Here is a 16011-nt window from a genome sequence, read left to right on the forward strand (position 1 = left end):
GCATTGTTCCAGCCAGGGCAGCCGGGGTGTGGCTGCGCCGGCCGGGACCTCAGTACATGGCGCAGACGATGCCGACGCAGTCGCCCGCGGCGTTGTTCCGCGCGACGTTTCCGCCTCCGTCGAAGGCGGTGGGCGCGTAGATGCCGAAGCCCGCGTTGTCCAGGGCACGATTGTTGACCACCGTGGGCTTGCTGGGCGGATTCACCCGGAGTCCATCCCCGTCATTGCTCAGGAAATTGTTGCCGCGGACGATGCCCGTGAGCGGACCCGGGGGTAACCCTTCGCGATCGGACAGGGTCAGGCCGGCCGCGTTGTCATGGAAGGTGTTGCCGTCGATGTAGACGTTCACGGCAGCGGCCTCGAGCCCCGTGCCGTTGTTGGTGACGAACGAGCCGAGCATCGAGAGCTTGATCGGCTCCCAGACCGGCTCGGAGGCCGGCGCGAACGCGGCGTTGTTCGCGATGAGCGTGTTTTCGAATCGTATTTCGTTGCAGATCCGGAAGCCGGGGTCATTGCGGATCGAGCCTACTGCGTCGTTCGACGCGATCGTGCTCGACCTGATGCGGACGAGGCCTTGCCAGCAGTTGAAGACGCTCCCATTGGACCTGAACGTGGAGCCGAGCACGTCAATATTGTGGAAGTCCGCGAGCATCGCGAGTTCGTTGTGGGTGAACACCGACGACCTCACGTCGAAACTGCCGCTGGACGCATCAAGCTCCCTGTTCAGCCCGACGCTGTTCCCGCTCACGCGGCACTCCGTGATGAGGAAGTCCGTGGTGGCCTCGTTGTAGACGCCCGAGTAGCCGTCGAGGAGCGCGAGCTTGTGGAGGCGCACGTTCGACGCGCCCGAGCCGCTGGGAATCATGATGGCCCGGCCGAATCCCTGAATCGTGCCATTGCGCACCATGCTGTTGGTCTGGAGCGCGATGCCTTGCGAATCGGTATTCGCCGGACCGGTGCGGCGCACGGTGTGGCCGCCCAGGTCCAGGACGACGCCTTCGCCCACGACCTGGATCGCGAAGGGCGCCGAGCCCGGGCAACTGAGGTCGTGTGTGAGGCGCGTGTGCTCGGTGAGGGTGTCACCGCACCGGACAGCGGAGCCGCCCTTGAACGTCACCTCCGCATCCGCGTCGATCAAGTCCGTGCCACGGGCCTGGGCGGCAGGCACCCCCGTGAGCAAGGTGGTCACGGCCACGGCCATGGCGAATCCGCGTGTCTGCTTCATGCTGCCTCCCCGGCCGGAGACGTCCGGCCACCGGCGGAGAGGCTATTCATGATGCTCCAGGCGGCTTTCCCCCCAGCGGTGTCAGCACGCAGCCCGGATGGCGACAGCGTGGCGGCGCCCAAGGGTGAAGCCGATCGCCCCCGGTGCCTACGGCTGGCCGCCGTACTGGGCGTCGCTGACCTTCTCCATCCACTCGACGACCTTGCCGTCGAGCTGCTCCTGGATGGCGAGGTGGGTCATCGCGGTGGTGGAGTGAGCAGGGACAACGAAATGACAGTCGCAGCGAACAGTCTCATTCCCATCCATCCTTTCCGGATGCGCTACTTCAGGGTCGCGGCGTCGATCACGAAGCGGTACCGGACGTCGGAGGCGAGCACGCGCTCATAGGCGTCGTTGATCTTGCTGGCCGGGATGACCTCGATGTCCGCGCCGAGCTTGTGCTGCGCGCAGAAGTCCAACATCTCCTGCGTCTGGGGGATGCCGCCAATGAGCGACCCGGTGAACACGCGGCGGGGCATGAAGAGCGAGAACACGTTGACGTCGAGCGGCTCCGGAGGGGCACCCACGGAGACCAGCGCGCCGTCCAGCGCCAGCAGGGACAGGTAGGCGTTCAGGTTGATCTTCGCGCTCACCGTGTTCACGATGAGGTCGAACGTGCCCGCGAGCTTCTTGAACGTCTCCGGGTCCTTCGTCGCGTAGTAGTGGTGAGCGCCCAGCCGCAGGCCGTCCTCCTTCTTGCTCAGCGACTGCGACAGGACCGTCACCTCCGCGCCCATCGCGCGAGCGAACTTCACGCCCATGTGCCCCAGGCCACCCAGGCCCACGATGGCCACCTTCTTGCCGGGGCCCGCGCCCCAGCGGCGCAGCGGCGAGTACGTCGTGATGCCCGCGCACAGCAGCGGCGCGGCGGCGTCGAGCGAGATGCCTTCGGGAATCTTGAGGACGAAGTCCTCGGTCACGACGATGTGGGTGGAGTAGCCGCCCTGCGTGACCTGTCCGTCCCGCCCGGTGGCGCCGTAGGTTCCGACCATGCCCTTGAGGCAGTGCTGCTCCTCGCCCTTGCGGCAGGGCGCGCAATCGCCGCAGGAGTCGACCATGCAGCCGACGCCGACGCGGTCGCCGACCGCGTGCTTGCTGACCTGGGCGCCGACCTTGGCGACGATGCCGGCGATCTCATGGCCGGGGACGAGGGGATAGGCCGTCCCGCCCCATTCGCCGCGGACGGTGTGGATGTCGGAGTGGCAGATGCCGCAGAACTTGATCTCGATGAGCACGTCACGCGGGCCAAGCTCCCGGCGCTGGATGGTCAGGGGACCGAGCGGCGACTTCGCGGAGGTGGCGGCGTAGGCGTTGACGGTGGGCATGTGTCTCTTCTTCCTGAGCAGTGGGGCGGGTGAGCCCCGTTCACGAGAAGAGAGATACACGCCGGGCCCGTGGATGACTACGCGCGAAGAGCCAACAGGCTCTTAACGTGGGCTTAACAGTGGGTTCGGATACGATCCTCTCGAATGAATACGGTGCCCTTCACGCAGCTGCAGGTCTTCCTCGCGGTGGCCCGGCTGAGCAGCTTCACCGGCGCGGCGCGCGAGCTGGGCGTGTCCACGGCCGCGGTGAGCCAGGCAGTGCGGCAGTTGGAGGAGCAGCTGCGCGTGGTGCTGCTCACGCGCACGACTCGCAGCGTGGCGCTGACGGACGTGGGCCGGCGGCTCGTGGAGGGCGCGGGCCCGGCGGTGGGGCAGACGCTGGACACGCTCCGCGAGGTATCCGCGCAGCCGGGAGAGGCCGTGGGCCGGGTCCGGCTGTCGGTGCTGACGGCTGCGGTGCCCTATGTCATCACGCCCGTGGTCCCCACCTTCCGCGAGTGTCACCCGCGCGTGGAGGTGGAGGTCGTCATCGAGGACCGCTTCGTGGACATCGTGGCGGAGGGCTACGACGCGGGCGTGCGGCTGAGCGAGTCCATTGAGCGCGACATGGTGCAGGTGCGGCTCACGGAGGCGTTCCGCTTCGTGGTGGTGGGGTCCCCTGGCTACCTCGCGCGCCACGGCACGCCCCAGCGTCCCGAGGACCTGCTGAAGCATGAGTGCATCACCTTCCGTTCGCAGACGACGGGGACGCTCTACTCGTGGGAGCTGGAGCGCGGACGCAAGAGCTGGCGTGTGCCGGTGCGAGGGGGCGTCGTCAGCAACGACATCCACCTGCCCGCGACCCTGGCGGAGCAGGGCGTGGGGCTGGCGTACGCCTTCGAGCCGGCCGTGGCGGAACGGCTGCGCACCGGAGAGCTCGTGCAGGTATTGGAGGCCTACGCGCCCACCGTCCCTGGCTTCTTCCTCTACTACCCCAGCCGTGCACAGCGCTCGGCGCCGCTGCGACTCTTCGTCGAAGCGGCCCGGGAGCTGGCGGCCAGGGCCATCGCCTCTCCGCGCTTGCCGAGCAGTGAAGCCAAAGGCGGTCCTCGCGAATGAATACGGCGCCCTTCACCCAGCTCCAGGTGTTCCTCGTCGTGGCCCGCCTGAGCAGCTTCAGCGGCGCGGCGCGCGAGCTGGGCGTCTCCACGGCGGCGGTGAGCCATTCGGTGCGGCAGCTGGAGGAGCTGCTGCGCGTGGTGCTGCTCACGCGCACGACTCGCAGCGTGGCGCTGACGGACGCGGGCCGGCGCCTCGTGGAGACCGCGGGGCCCGCGATGGGGCAGGCGATCGCCGCGCTCGGGGAGGTGGCCGCGCAGCCAGGCGAAACGGTGGGGCGGGTCCGGCTCTCGGTGCCGAGGGCAGCGCTGCCCTACGTCATCACCCCGGTGGTCCCCACCTTCCGCGAGCGTCACCCGCGCGTGGAGGTGGAGGTCGTCATCGAGGAGCGCTTCGTGGACATCGTGGCGGAGGGCTACGACGCGGGCGTGCGGTTGAGCGAGTCCATCGAGCGCGACATGGTGCAGGTGCGGCTCACCGACGCGTTCCGCTTCGTGGTGGTGGGGGCTCCTGGGTACCTGGAGCGCCACGGGACACCCCAGCGCCCGGAGGACCTGCTGCGCCATGAGTGCATCACGTTCCGCATGCGCTCCACCGGAGCGCTCTACGCCTGGGAGCTGGAGCGGGGCCGCAGGAACTGGCGCGTACCGGTGCGCGGGGGCGTGGTTTCCAATGACAATCACCTGACGGTGTCCCTGGCGGAGCAGGGCGTGGGGTTGGCGTACGCCTTCGAACCGGCCGTGGCGGAGCAACTCCGCTCGGGGCGGCTCGTGCGGGTATTGGAGGCCTACGCGCCCACCGTGCCCGGCTTCTTCCTCTACTACCCCAGCCGCGCGCAGCGCTCGGCGCCACTGCGACTCTTCGTCGAAGCGGCGCGCGAGCTTGCGGTAAGGGCTGTTTGACGGGCCGCCTGTTGCACTCAGCGGTTGATCATCTTCTGCATTGCCTCGGGGTAGCGTTCCCCCTGCGCCGTGAGCTTCGAAGCGGCGTCCGTGAGCTCGCGGAGCTCGCCAGGCGTGAGCGCTACCTGGAGTGCGCCGAGGTTCTCCTCCAGGCGGTGGAGCTTCGTGGTGCCCGGGATGGGGACCATCCACGGCTTCTGTGCCAGGACCCAGGCAAGCGCGAGCTGGGCTGGAGTCACCCCCTTCTGGGCCGCGACCCTGCCAATCAGGTCGACGAAGGCCTGATTCGCCTGGCGTGCCTCCTGCGTAAAGCGCGGCAAGACGTTGCGGATGTCGCCCTTGGCAAACTGAGACTCGTCGTTCAGCTTGCCCGTCAGGAAGCCTTTGCCCAAAGGGCTGAACGGAACGAATCCGATGCCCAGCTCCTCGAGGACCGGAATGATCTCCTTCTCGGGTTCACGCCACCACAGGGAGTACTCGCTCTGGAGGGCGGTGACCGGCTGGACGGCGTGCGCGCGGCGGATCGTCTTCACGCCCGCTTCTGAGAGGCCGAAGTGCCGGACCTTGCCTTGCTGGATCAGCTCCTTGACGGCGCCCGCGACGTCCTCGATGGGCACCTCCGGGTCCACGCGGTGCTGGTAGAAGAGGTCGATCGTGTCGGTCCGGAGCCGCTTGAGCGAGGCCTCGGCGACCTGCTGGATGTGCTGGGGCCGGCTGTTCAGCCCGGACTGCTTCCCGTCGGAGTCGAAGTTGAATCCGAACTTCGTGGCGATGACCACCCGGCCGCGAACGGGAGCCAGGGCTTCGCCGACGAGCTCCTCGTTGGTGAAGGGCCCGTAGACCTCGGCGGTGTCGAAGAAGGTGACGCCCCGGTCGACGGCCGTCCGGATGAGGGAGATCATCTCCTGCTTGTCCGCCGGTGGCCCGAAGCCATGGCTCATGCCCATGCATCCGAGCCCGAGGGCGGAGACCTCCAGGTTGCTGTTTCCGAGTTTGCGCTTTTGCATGGTGGACTCTTTGTTGGATGGGTTCAGGGCTGCTTCTTCTCGAACAGCCCCTTGGCGAGCGTCACAGCCGACATGGCGTTGGGCCAGCCGGCACAGGTGACGAGGCTGCGGTCACGCTTGGACAGCTGTGGGTGCTCCCAGACGTCCCCGAACAGCACGTCGTCGGTGCGCTCCACCAACTTCGGGGCGAAGTCGCCAATGGCCTTCTGTGCGGCGGTGGCAGGGGGTTGGGTGGCCATGGAGGTTCTCCGAGCGGGGGTGAAACGACTCGAAGAAAGGTACGGCCCGGTGCCATGGCGGACTAGACGCTTGGAGACAATGGGCTGTTAAGCACGGGTTGAGAATGAAGCGGCCTGGCAGGCGGCTGTCGCGTTCCTTCCATGCGTCCTGTCCATCGTGGGTTGCCACGATTGACTTGCGTCAGGATGAACTCTTGGACTGTGTAAGCGTTCAGTCGCGGACGGTGGCGGGGTGGGCCGTCTGTCATTGGGTTTGGAACCGGCGTCTCCTCCCAGACGTGCCTGCCGCTGCGCGGGCACATCCCCCACACCCCAGGAGTGCCGATGAACGCGCTGAGGAAGTCCCTGAACGCTGTCGCCGCCATCCTCGCCGTGGCCCCCGCCGCCGCGTTTGCCTATCCGCCGCAGTGCTGGGATGTCTGCACAAGCTACTGCGACCAGATTTGTTATGAGGGGACCTACCGCACCACCTGTGGCGAGTCTGTCGGGTGCTTCGCGCCCGCGCAGCCTTCGCAGGAGACCGCCTCCGTCTCCTCGGAGCAGCGGTCCGAGGACACGGCGCCGGTCTGCGACGCCGCCCATCCGGAAACGGAGCAGGCCGCGACTGCTGAGAGCTGATCAGTCTTGAGTCCAGCGGGGCCCGGCGTCATGTCCGGGCCTCGCGGTTCAGTCCACGCAGACCAGGACACCGTCCCCGTGCTTCGCGGCCGTGACGTAGAAGGCGCGGAAGAGGTCGAAGCGCTCGCGGAGCCACTGCCAGTCCTCTTCGACGTTCTTCTCGCGAGGGCACTTGTAGACGCCCGCCTGGCTCAGGCGTTCGAAGGTGAAGTGCTCGCGGTGCGAGTCGAACGGAAAGGACTCCAACATCCGGGCGATCCGCTCCACCGTCTCCGGCCACGTGTAGCGCAGGGGCACGCCCTGGGTCGCAACCACATGAGGGCCGATCCTCTCTTCGCCATTGATCGCGATGCCTGCCAGGGAGTCGTCTTCCGTTCCCGGCGCGTCCCTGCGGTGGGCGGACAGGACGAAATGCAGATGATCCCACCGCCGCTGGAGATCCACCTGGTGCGTCGCCAGGTCGGGGCGGGTCTTCAACGCGTCCCTCACGGCCCCCAGGAGGAGGAGCTCGCCGGGATCCGGACCGCCTGGAGCCAGACTCTCCTTGCGCGGATCCTGGAGCATCCAGGTGATGGAAGACAGCCATCCGCCCACGCCGGCGTTCCGGCGGGCCAGCTCCAGAAGCAGGGAGCCGCCAGGAAGGGCCTGGTAACGCGCATCGAGTCCCATGTGGCCCGTCCTAGCAGCTCCGCCGTCTTTGTTTCATCCAGCGCGTGCTACTTCGGCACCCAGACCGCGACCCAGTCGATCTGCACGTTGCCCGCGGCGCTGTTGCCCGGCGGCGTGCCGCTCAGGTCCGTCTCAGTCTGGAGGACCCAGTGCATGGGAGTGCTCGGCACCCGGCTGGTCTTGTCCAGGATGACCGCGCCATCGAGGATGAACCGGCACCGGCCCGGGCTCCACTCGATGATGGCCGTGTGCCACGACGTGAAGCGCGCGCTCGAGGAGGCGGCATCCTGGTCCCCGCCGGACGTCCCGTTCTGCCGGTGCATGAAGCCGGAGATGGTTCCGTCCAGGTCGCCCTCCGGGAAGTCGATCTCCCCGTCGCGCGGCCACACTTCACTGTCCGGCCAGAGCAGCCACGCGACCTTGTAGCCAGGCACAGCATCCGCCTTGAAGCGCACCGCGTAGCGCCCGGCAGGGAGTCCACCTGAAGCATTCGCGCCGGGGATCTTCGGCAGCACCGCGGCCACCCTGTGTACGCCGTTCTCCGTATGCAGGTACTTGTTCAGCACGCCGTTCTGGATGCTGACGACCTTCGAGGGCGAATACGTCCCGTTCTTGCTCGTGTCCTTCCAACCATCCAGGTACACGCCCCACTTCGACGACACGGCCGCGGGGAACTGGCCCACGGGCACGTTGGTCGTGAAGTCGTCGGTGAACACCTGCCGCCAGCCCGTGAGGTCACCCACCGGCATCGGTTCACCCGACGGGCTCGAGCCCCCGCCTCCCGCGGGCTCCAGCGTGATGGCGTCCACGAGGATGGTGTTGCCGGACGTCGCCTGGTTCTGGAGGACGTAGACATCCACCGTGTCACCGGCGCGCTCCACGGTGCCGGTCACGGTGAGCCGCTGGAAGCTGGTGGTCAGCGTCGCGTCCGCCGTGAAGAGCTTGTACGTCGCTCCGGAAGCGTTCTTCTCCCGGAGGATGAGGCTCACGGGCTTGCCCACCGTGCCGCTGTTGCCCGCGGCGACATACGCCGTCGCTGTATAGCTCTGCCCCTGGGGCGCGTTCGGAATGCTGCTCTGCGCGCCGTCCAGCGAGTAGAGCGTGGCCGCACCACTGACGGTGACGCGCGCGACGTACTGCCCGTTCGGGGCTCCGGTGCGCGCCTCGCGCGTCAGCGTTCCCTGCCAGCTGGACCAGCCGCTGGTGTTCGTTTCGAAGGACGGGTTGGTGATCACCGAGGCCAGGGACGCGGAGGTCTGTACCGGGCTTTCTGCTTCGGGATCCGGGCTGCAAGCGGACGTCAGCGGGACGGCCAGCAACAATGCCCAGGCAGTGCGACGGACGGCGGACTCAATCATGGCACTCTCCGTGAAAATCTAGAAATACTTGTCTAATCATAAAGACCAGATGGCGTCCTGACGAGCCCACCGTGTGCCTGCGTCTCCCACTCCGGGCGTGCATGGCCATCCTCGGCCCAGGAGGAGAGACGCCATGCCCACGGATGCGAAGAATCCGCCTGACTCCGGACTGGATCCCCATGCCCGAGCCTTCCTGGAGCAGCTGAGGGCAGCGGGAGGACCCGCGCTCGAAACCCTGCCCCCCGCGGATGCGCGTGACGTGCTCCGGAGCGTGCAGTCAGGGAAGGTCGCGAAGAAGCCTGCCCGCATCGAGGATCGCGTCCTGCCGGTGGGCCCCGACGGCCGGGTCTCCGTCCGCATCGTGCGGCCCGCGGACGCGTCGGAAAAACTCCCGGCGGTGCTCTACCTCCATGGCGGCGGCTGGGTGCTGGGTGACAAGGACACGCACGACCGGCTGATCCGCGAACTGGCCGTGGGGAGCCGTTGCGCGATCGTATTCGTCAACTACACGCCCGCGCCCGAAGGCCAGTATCCCGCGCAGCTCAAACAGGCCTACGCCGTGCTCCAGTGGATCGCGAAGAACGGGAGTGAAGCGGACCTGGATGGACAGCGCATCGCCGTGGCCGCGGACAGCGCGGGTGGGAACCTGGCGGCGGCGCTCACGCTGGAGGCGAAGGAGCGCGGCGGCCCGCGCATCCTGCAGCAGGTGCTGTTCTATCCCGTCACGGACGCCCGCTTCGACACGGCTTCCTATGAGCGGTACGCGGACGGCTACTTCCTCACGCGAAGCGGGATGCAGTGGTTCTGGGACAACTACGCCCCGGATTCCTCTGTCCGCAGCGAGCCCAGGGTCAGCCCCCTGCGCGCGACCGACGAACAGCTGCGAGGCCTGCCCCCCGCGTTGATCCTCAACGGCGAATGCGACGTGCTTTGCAGCGAAGGCCAGGCCTACGCGCGCCGGCTCGTGGACGCGGGGGTGCCAACGCTGGCCATCCAGTACGAGGGGATGATCCACGACTTCGTGATGCTGGATCCGTTGGCGGACTCACTCGCCGCGCGCAACGCCATCGCGCAGGCCTGCGTGACGCTGTCGGAAGCGCTGGGCACGCGGCGCCAGGTGGACGCGACGCTCACGTCCCAGCCCGCGCAGGTCCGCGAGCGGGAGAACGCGCGTCACTGACGCGTTGTCATTGTGGTGGGGGCGCGGCACCTGGGCTTGCGTGGGGCTGACGTGCGACGAAGAACACGCCAATCACCGACCCCACGAGGCCCTGGATGGGGGCGAAGAAGAGGCCTGTCTTGCGCATGATGCCCAGGGGCGAGATGCCACTCTCCGCCCGGTAGAAGAGGGCCGCCCAGATCAGCAGGAGGTAGGCGATCGAGAGCGACAACGTCACCCGGTAGGTGAAGCGGTCCACCTCCTTCTTGGAGGACTCCGGCTGGGTCGCTTCCGCGACGACCACGCTGGTGATGAGCATGAGCGTAGGCATGACAGCGGGCGCGAACCACCCCCACGCTTCGGATGCACGGTCGACCATCCCGGTCGCCGTGGTCTCCTGATAGGCCCCGCGAAACGTCTGGATGACCAGGACCATGAAGGGAATGAACGTGCCCAGATACCAGACGGCCGCGATGTTCCGTTGGCTGGTGCGAAGTGGCATTTTCATGGGTGTCATGGTGCCAAGGCGTCGAGGCCCGCGAGCCGTAGATGCTCCTTGACGCGGATCTCACTGGTCTTCAGCAGAAGGGACGGAGTGTCGGTCGCCGTCCTTCGGAATTCATAGACGAGGCAGTGAATCTGATGTCCATCCTGCAAGGGCATGGAGGAGAGGGCCGCCGGGACGCTGTCTTCTCCCGTGGTCTTGATGCTGTTCAGCACCTCCGGAGAAAGCTCCGTGGGCGCATAGCTGGGGCTTGCGTCCGAGATGATGAAGAGGAATGCGCGGAAACGTCCAGCGCTTGGCCCGAACAGGGCGCGAATGTATGCGGATGCCGAGTTGAGGCGGAAGACGGGCCCTGACTCCCAGCGGAGTGGACCTGCGAGTGCCTGCCCCGAGTCGTTGATCTGTTCGATATTCGTGAGCACCGCGACCCCGTGGGGGACGGTGTACCAGGCCGTTTCAAACGCGTGGTCGCGAAGAAGGGTGTTGAGTTGGCTGGCCGGACCGAAAAGCGTGGTCGCGGCCGTTCCTGTACCGGAGGTTGGTAGGCGAAGCGTCAGGCGGGAGGTCGGCAGCGGAAGCGGCCATACAAGGGCGGGCAATCTCTCAGCCGACCGGCCATGCTGATCATCAATGACAGCAACCCCGCTTAGCTTGCAGCTCGTCGTAAGGACACAAGCGTACATGCTGATCGCGAAGCCTGTAGCCCATGAAGGTTTCATGCCCAGGATCCCCCCAGCCGAAGACAGCCAGCAGGATCCTACACGAGCAGTATGCGTTGGGGAACGAGACTACCCGGACCTGAGTCCAGCCACGCGGCCAGCACGTCCGCGTGGCACGGGCCCGGCTTGCACCAGCAGCCCAGCCGCTTGCCGCGCAACGTCCGCACGTCGCGCAGGAAGTCCGCGTCGTGCTTCGTGCGCAGCTCCAGGTACCAGCGGAAGGACTCGAACGCGTCCGGGCCGGGCGCCATGCGGCGCTGGGCCTCGTCGCGGATCCGCGCGGCTTCGTCCCCGGGCAGCTTCGTCAGCCACGGCTCGAAGTACGTGCGGATCATCGCCTTCCAGGTCTTCACCCCACCGGGCTTGAATGGGTTGCCGAAGCGGCCCGGCACGGGGTTGAGCGGCCCGGGCTTTGCCCAGACGCGGAAGGCGCGGCCCACGTAGACCTCACAGGCGTCGTGGACATGCACCGCGGTGGTTCGGGAGTCGGACATGGCGGGTGCATCGTTAACAGATGCACCCGGCGCACGCCGTGCGTGATGCCTGGTCCGTCAGCAGGCGGGGGGCATCAGGGGTCGATGCCCCGCTTCTCGCTCGGGGTCTGCGTATACGTGGACTTGAACACCGAACCCGCCGCGTTGAGCACCGAGCCCAAGGCCTCCACGGACCCCTGCCTGAAGTCTCCCTTGCGGAAGCTGTCGAAGGCGTCCCGGGCGAAGCCCACCACCTCGCGCTGGTGCGCGTTGATCTCGCTGCGCTCGCCGCGCTCCACCTTGACGACGTTGTCGATGACGCTGTCGCGGGACCGGTCGGAGATGCCGACGTTCCTCTTGTCCAGGAACTGGTTCATGCCGCTGACCTGCTGTCCGTAGTCGGACTTCGACCCATCCGACGTCCGATCCACCTGCTGACGGGAGGGGTTCTTGAACGTGTAGCTGCTGATGGCCTTGAGCATGGTTTCTCTCGCTGGGGGCGGCGGCCCGTGGCCCCGCCCGCGGTAGGTGCTGCGTTGAAATGATTGTCGGCAGGTGTGCGCGAGAGTTTCCTGAAGACTTTCATCTGCGCACGTATACGTCATTTGTCGTATGCCGACGTTCATGCCGACCGCGGCAGTGGCAAGGCCCGCCGGAAGACGGCAACGTACGCGCCCGCCTCCTCCCACCCCTCGCGGCCATGATCGCCAACCTCCACGACGCCGACATCCCGAAGCCCGTGCTCGAAGTCATCACCCGCCTGCGCGAGCTGGGCCACCCCACGTACCTGGTGGGCGGCTGCGTGCGGGACATGGTCCGCAAGGTCCACCCCAAGGACTTCGACGTCGCGACGAGCGCGCTGCCGGAAGAGGTGCAGCGCGCCTTCCGCAAGGTCATCCCCACCGGCATCCAGCACGGCACCGTCACCGTCGTCACCGGCGGCAACCACGTGGAGGTGACGACGTTCCGTTCGGAAGGGGACTACCTGGACGGACGGCGCCCCAGCTCCGTGTCCTTCGAGCGCGACATCGTGAAGGACCTGTCCCGGCGCGACTTCACCATCAACGCCATGGCGTACAACCCGCTCGACCGCGAGCTGGTGGATCCGTTCGGCGGCCAGGTGGACCTGCCCGCGAAGCTGATCCGCTGCGTGGGGTCCGCGCAGGAGCGCTTCTCCGAGGACGGCCTGCGCCCCCTGCGCGCCGTGCGCTTCGCCGCGGTGCTGGGCTTCACCCTGGACCCCGACACCCGCGACGCCATCCCCGCGACCCTGGCCGTGTTCCGCAAGGTCGCGCTGGAGCGCGTGCGCGAGGAGCTGCTCAAGCTGCTCCTGTCCCCCCGCGCGGAGACGGGGCTCCACCTGCTCGCGGACACGGGGCTGATGGAGGTCTTCCTTCCGGAGGTGGCCCGCGCGGACGCGGAGGCCGCCCGGCTGGCGCGCGCCGCCGTGCAGGCCGCGCCGCTGGACGCGGACCTGCGCGTGGCCACGCTGCTCGCGGACATCGACACCGCGACCCAGGCCAGGGACCTGTGCCTGCGCCTGAAGTTCCCCAACAAGTCCGCGGACCTCATCGGGCTGCTCGTCGAGCACGCGAAGCTGGAGACGCGCGCGGATGACGCGGACCCCGCGCTGCGCCGGCTGCTCGCCCGCGTGGGGCTCGCGAACCTGCCCGCGCTCATCGCCGTGGCCCGGGCCCGCGTCCAGGTCCGTGCCCCGGAGCGGCTTCCCGCGCTGGAGGGGCTCGCCTCGCGGCTGGAGGCGCTGGCCGCCGCGAAGCCGCCCCTGTCCGCGAAGGAGCTGGCGCTCACCGGCGGCGACATCATGAAGACGCTGGGCATCGGCCCGTCGCCGAAGGTGGGCGAGGCGACCCGCTACCTTGTCGAATCCGTGCTCGACGACCCGTCGCTCAACACCGCGGACGAGCTCCGCTCCCGGCTCACGGCCTGGGCGGCGCGCGGTTCATGAAACGGGGGCCTCTTCCCGGCCGGAGGGCAGGGGAGGGGGCCTGGAGCGCCTCGGGCCGTGCGTACCGGCCTGGGGGCGTGTAGGAAGGAGCCCCATGCGAGTCGTCGTTGCCATGAGTGGCGGAGTGGATTCCTCGGCCGCCGCCGCCCTGCTCAAGGAGCAGGGCCACGAGGTCATCGGCATCACCCTGCGCGTCTGGTCCTACGAGGGCAACGCGAAGTGTGGCAGCTGCTGCAGTCCGGACGACATCGACGACGCCCGCGCGGTGGCCCAGACGCTGGGCATCCCGTTCTACGTGGCCAACGCCGAGGAGATCTTCCAGGACCGGGTCGTCAACCCGTTCGTCCAGTCGTACCTGGGCGGCAAGACGCCCATTCCGTGCGTGAGCTGCAACCGCGACGTGAAGTTCAACTTCCTCCTCAAGCGCGCGCGCGCCCTGGGTGCCCGGCTCGCCACCGGCCACTACGCCCAGGTGGAGGAGGTGGACGGCCGCTTCCACCTGCGCCGCGCCGTGGATGCCGCCAAGGACCAGAGCTACTTCCTCTTCACGCTGGGCCAGGAGGAGCTGAAGGACGTCCTCTTCCCGGTGGGCCACCTCACCAAGGCGGAGGTGCGCGCCGTCGCCGAGCGCCACAACCTGCCCACCACCCACAAGCCGGAGAGCATGGAGATCTGCTTCGTGCCCGACGGCGACTACGCCGGGTTCGTGGAGAAGGTCGCCGGTCCCCAGCCGTCGGGTGAGGTCGTGGATCCGGACGGCAAGGTGCTGGGCACGCACAACGGCATCCACCGCTTCACCGTGGGCCAGCGCAAGGGACTCAACCTGGGCGGCGGCGAGGTGCGCTACGTGCAGCGCCTGGAGCCGGAGACGAACCGCGTCGTCGTGGGCCCCGCGGAGGGCACCGGCCGCGCGCAGTTCGGCCTGCTCCAGCCGCACTGGGTGGACGGGCCGCCCCCGCCTGAACAGGCCGTGGAGGTCCGCATCCGTCACCGTCACGCGGGCGCGGCGGGACGGATCCACATCTCGCAGCACGGGCTGGTGTCCGTGAAGCTCGACGAGCCCGCCCGCGCCGTCACACCGGGCCAGGCCGCCGTCGTCTACGACCGGGATCGCGTGCTCGGCGGCGGGTGGATCGTCTGATCCCACCCGGCGCGTCGTGCGCCGTTCACCCATGCCGTCGCCGGAGCCGCTGGGGCCTGAGATTGGGCCTCGCGCGCAGTGGGTTTCCGCTGGCTCCGTGAATTTGACCCGCCTGGGGGTGGGGCGTAGCTTGCGCGCACGCTGTCGCTACAGGCCGTTACACGGCCCGAGCGCGCAATGAGGTTTGCCCCGCCATGCGTGACGCCCACCGGATGAAGGAGAAGTTCGACGTCTCGTTGGACAACCGGCAGATCGTCAGCCTGTTGATCGCCGGCATCGTCGTGATGGGCGCCGTGTTCGTGCTGGGCGTGGTCGTGGGCAAGAAGCTCTCCGGCGACGCGCAGACCGCCGCCGCGCCGGACCTGCTCTCCGCGCTGGACGCCAACGCGCAGGTCCTCAACGACGCGCGCCAGGAGCCGCCGCTCACCTTCCCGGACGAGCTCACCCGCAAGACGGGCGCGGAGCCCCTGCCCCCGCTGCCCAAGCCCGCCGCGAAGCCGGAGGCCCCCAAGGCCGCCGCCGCGAAGCCGGAGTCCAAGCCCGCTGAAGCCCCCAAGGTCGCCGCGAAGCCCGCCGCGCTGGCCCCCACGCCGGACCCCGACACGGGCGAGCTGCCCGCGATGGACGCCGCCGAGGAGGACGCCATCGCCAACGGCAAGCCCGTCGCGAAGCCGGAGACCAAGCCCGCGGAGCCCGCCAAGGTCGCCGCCGCGAAGCCGGAGCCGGTGAAGCCGGAGCCCGCCAAGGCGGAGCCGGTGAAGGGAAAGGTGGAGGAGACGCCGGTCGCCACCCGCACCGCCGTGCGTGACGGGGGCATGAAGGAGGCCATCGCCCGGGCCCAGGCGCTGCCCGCGGAGCCGCCGCGTCCCTCGGAGGCCGTGAAGGGTGGGGCGTTCACGCTCCAGCTCTCCGCCTTCCAGAGCCGCCAGGACGCCGACCGGTTCGCCGCGCGGTTGCGCGACAAGGGCTATGCCCCCTATATCCTGGCGGCGGAGGTGCCCGGAAAGGGCACCTGGTACCGCGTCCGGATGGGCAGCTTCGCCAGCAAGGAAGCCGCGGGCCGGTACCTGACGGACTTCAAGCGCGAGACCCAGCTCGACGCGTACGTGGCCGGCACGAACTAGCGCTGCTGGGCAAGGAAGAGACGAAGCAACATGACGACGACGAAGCGGGTGGAGAAGCCCTGGGGTCACGAGCTCATCTGGGCCCACACGGAGCGCTACGTGGGCAAGCTCCTGCACGTGAAGGCCGGCCACAAGCTGAGCCTCCAGTTCCACAACGTCAAGGACGAGACCATCCACGTCCAGAGCGGCAAGCTCCTCTTCGTCGTCGATGAGGGCCAGGGCCTCATCGAGAAGGAGATGAACCCCGGTGAGAGCTACCACATCAAGCCGCTGACCAAGCACCGCATGGTCGCCATCACCGACTGCGACATCCTCGAGGTCAGCACCCCCGAGCTGAATGACGTCGTGCGGCTGGAAGACTCCTACGGCCGCACGGGCACCAGCGCCCCGTAGCCGTACCGCCCGCCGGCGCGCCTTCACGGTGCGCCGGCCCGGGCTCCCGGC

At 68.2% G+C, this 16011-nt stretch carries 18 protein-coding genes; 8 read left to right on the forward strand and 10 right to left on the reverse strand.

Annotated features, from left to right (window positions below):
• Window positions 1-49: 49 nt before the first annotated feature.
• Window positions 50-1225, reverse strand: a complete 1176-nt coding sequence (locus D7W81_RS00890) for a right-handed parallel beta-helix repeat-containing protein (RefSeq protein WP_120553392.1) — start codon at window positions 1223-1225, stop codon at window positions 50-52.
• A 320-nt stretch (window positions 1226-1545) separates the two neighbouring features.
• Window positions 1546-2589: an NAD(P)-dependent alcohol dehydrogenase gene (locus D7W81_RS00900; RefSeq protein WP_120553393.1), complete on the reverse strand. Its 1044-nt coding sequence runs from the start codon at window positions 2587-2589 to the stop codon at window positions 1546-1548.
• Window positions 2590-2733: 144 nt separating this feature from the next.
• On the opposite strand from D7W81_RS00900, the gene D7W81_RS00905 reads away from it, so the two are divergent.
• Both D7W81_RS00905 and D7W81_RS00910 read left to right on the forward strand, forming a co-directional pair.
• The gene (locus D7W81_RS00905) at window positions 2734-3687 is read left to right on the forward strand and encodes a LysR family transcriptional regulator (protein WP_120553394.1); all 954 of its coding nucleotides are present in this window, start codon (window positions 2734-2736) and stop codon (window positions 3685-3687) included.
• Window positions 3684-4589, forward strand: a complete 906-nt coding sequence (locus D7W81_RS00910; RefSeq protein WP_120553395.1) for a LysR family transcriptional regulator — start codon at window positions 3684-3686, stop codon at window positions 4587-4589. Before D7W81_RS00905 ends, D7W81_RS00910 begins: the two co-directional genes overlap by 4 nt.
• Before the next feature lie 17 nt (window positions 4590-4606).
• On the opposite strand, the gene D7W81_RS00915 is transcribed toward D7W81_RS00910, so the two are convergent.
• Window positions 4607-5596: an aldo/keto reductase gene (locus D7W81_RS00915; protein ID WP_120553396.1), complete on the reverse strand. Its 990-nt coding sequence runs from the start codon at window positions 5594-5596 to the stop codon at window positions 4607-4609.
• Window positions 5597-5619: 23 nt separating this feature from the next.
• A complete protein-coding gene (locus tag D7W81_RS00920) occupies window positions 5620-5835 on the reverse strand; it encodes a carboxymuconolactone decarboxylase family protein (RefSeq protein WP_120553397.1) in 216 nt (71 codons plus the stop codon).
• A 324-nt stretch (window positions 5836-6159) separates the two neighbouring features.
• On the opposite strand from D7W81_RS00920, the gene D7W81_RS00925 reads away from it, so the two are divergent.
• Window positions 6160-6453, forward strand: a complete 294-nt coding sequence (locus D7W81_RS00925; RefSeq protein ID WP_120553398.1) for a hypothetical protein — start codon at window positions 6160-6162, stop codon at window positions 6451-6453.
• Between the two features lie 48 nt (window positions 6454-6501).
• On the opposite strand, the gene D7W81_RS00930 is transcribed toward D7W81_RS00925, so the two are convergent.
• Window positions 6502-7122, reverse strand: a complete 621-nt coding sequence (locus D7W81_RS00930) for a DUF1877 family protein (protein WP_120553399.1) — start codon at window positions 7120-7122, stop codon at window positions 6502-6504.
• A 47-nt stretch (window positions 7123-7169) separates the two neighbouring features.
• Complete coding sequence (locus D7W81_RS00935; RefSeq protein WP_120553400.1) at window positions 7170-8480, reverse strand: carbohydrate binding domain-containing protein; 1311 nt, start codon at window positions 8478-8480, stop codon at window positions 7170-7172.
• Between the two features lie 133 nt (window positions 8481-8613).
• Between D7W81_RS00935 and D7W81_RS00940 the strand changes: the two genes are divergently transcribed.
• A complete protein-coding gene (locus tag D7W81_RS00940; protein ID WP_120553401.1) occupies window positions 8614-9660 on the forward strand; it encodes an alpha/beta hydrolase in 1047 nt (348 codons plus the stop codon).
• 7 nt (window positions 9661-9667) lie between these two features.
• Here D7W81_RS00940 and D7W81_RS00945 read toward each other — a convergent pair whose 3' ends face one another.
• The 4 genes from D7W81_RS00945 to D7W81_RS00960 form a co-directional block, all read right to left on the reverse strand.
• A complete protein-coding gene (locus D7W81_RS00945; RefSeq protein WP_147445300.1) occupies window positions 9668-10147 on the reverse strand; it encodes a hypothetical protein in 480 nt (159 codons plus the stop codon).
• A 5-nt stretch (window positions 10148-10152) separates the two neighbouring features.
• Entirely contained in the window at window positions 10153-10863 is a 711-nt protein-coding gene (locus tag D7W81_RS41795) for a hypothetical protein (protein ID WP_147445301.1), read from the reverse strand.
• Window positions 10864-10901: 38 nt separating this feature from the next.
• Window positions 10902-11357: a DUF4326 domain-containing protein gene (locus D7W81_RS00955; RefSeq protein ID WP_120553404.1), complete on the reverse strand. Its 456-nt coding sequence runs from the start codon at window positions 11355-11357 to the stop codon at window positions 10902-10904.
• Between the two features lie 74 nt (window positions 11358-11431).
• On the reverse strand, window positions 11432-11818 hold the full coding sequence (locus tag D7W81_RS00960) for a hypothetical protein (RefSeq protein ID WP_120553405.1): 387 nt from the start codon (window positions 11816-11818) through the stop codon (window positions 11432-11434).
• Window positions 11819-12036: 218 nt separating this feature from the next.
• Here D7W81_RS00960 and D7W81_RS00965 point away from each other — a divergent pair, with 218 nt between their 5' ends.
• The 4 genes from D7W81_RS00965 (at window position 12037) to D7W81_RS00980 (ending at window position 15960) form a co-directional block, all read left to right on the forward strand.
• A complete protein-coding gene (locus D7W81_RS00965) occupies window positions 12037-13302 on the forward strand; it encodes a CCA tRNA nucleotidyltransferase (protein WP_120553406.1) in 1266 nt (421 codons plus the stop codon).
• A 94-nt stretch (window positions 13303-13396) separates the two neighbouring features.
• Window positions 13397-14443 (forward strand): tRNA 2-thiouridine(34) synthase MnmA, encoded by a 1047-nt coding sequence (gene mnmA / locus D7W81_RS00970; RefSeq protein ID WP_120553407.1) that lies wholly within the window; start codon window positions 13397-13399, stop codon window positions 14441-14443.
• A gap of 194 nt (window positions 14444-14637) precedes the next feature.
• A complete protein-coding gene (locus tag D7W81_RS00975; RefSeq protein ID WP_120553408.1) occupies window positions 14638-15567 on the forward strand; it encodes an SPOR domain-containing protein in 930 nt (309 codons plus the stop codon).
• Between the two features lie 30 nt (window positions 15568-15597).
• Complete coding sequence (locus tag D7W81_RS00980; RefSeq protein WP_014397344.1) at window positions 15598-15960, forward strand: cupin domain-containing protein; 363 nt, start codon at window positions 15598-15600, stop codon at window positions 15958-15960.
• The last annotated feature ends 51 nt before the right edge of the window (window positions 15961-16011 follow it).

The organism is Corallococcus aberystwythensis (assembly GCF_003612165.1).
In the GTDB taxonomy this organism is placed as follows: Bacteria; Myxococcota; Myxococcia; order Myxococcales; family Myxococcaceae; genus Corallococcus; species Corallococcus aberystwythensis.